General features: G+C 63.5%; 1 protein-coding gene. It reads right to left on the bottom strand.

The annotated features are described in order from the left end of the window. Window positions 1-74: 74 nt before the first annotated feature. Window positions 75-545, bottom strand: a 471-nt coding sequence (gene cydB, locus HWE01_RS22600; protein WP_241822955.1) for a cytochrome d ubiquinol oxidase subunit II, incomplete at its 5' end; no start/stop codon positions are given.

The following is a 545-nucleotide window of genomic DNA, read 5'->3' as shown; positions in this document are numbered from 1 at the left end:
GCCAGGCCGATGCCGAGTATCCAGGCGAAATACCACATGATGTTCTCCTCGTTGCAGTTTGCGATTGCGCGTAATCAATACGCCGTGTGTTCGTTCTCGTGGATGTCGCGGGCGGTGACCTTGCCCTTGACCACGCGATAGACCCAGCCGGTATAGACGATGATGAGCGGCAGGAAGATCAGCACCATCCAGAACATCAGGCCCAGAGTCTTGTGGCTGGAGACCGCATCCCACATCGTCAGGCTGCTCTTTGCATCCAGCGAGGAGGGCATCACGAAGGGGAACAGCGACATGCCGGCCGTGAGGATGATGCCGGTCACCGACAGGCCGCTGGCGATGAAGGCCAGGCGCGCACTGCGCACCAGCGCCAGCAGCGCGGCCAGCACGGCACCGGCCACACCGAGTGCCGGGAACAGCTTGGTCACGGGCCACTTGGCGTAGTTGTCGAACCAGGCACCGGCGACCACTTCCACGGTCTTGGCCAGGGGCGTGAAGGCGCTGTTGGCGTCGGGCATGGCGGTGATGCGGTAGCCCGGCATCTGGGC

The organism is Herbaspirillum sp. C7C8, assembly GCF_022627875.1.
Lineage (GTDB): Bacteria > Pseudomonadota > Gammaproteobacteria > Burkholderiales > Burkholderiaceae_D > Herbaspirillum.
The sequence above is the reverse complement of the archived record's forward strand: the minus strand, read 5'-3'. Positions and strand labels throughout refer to the sequence as shown.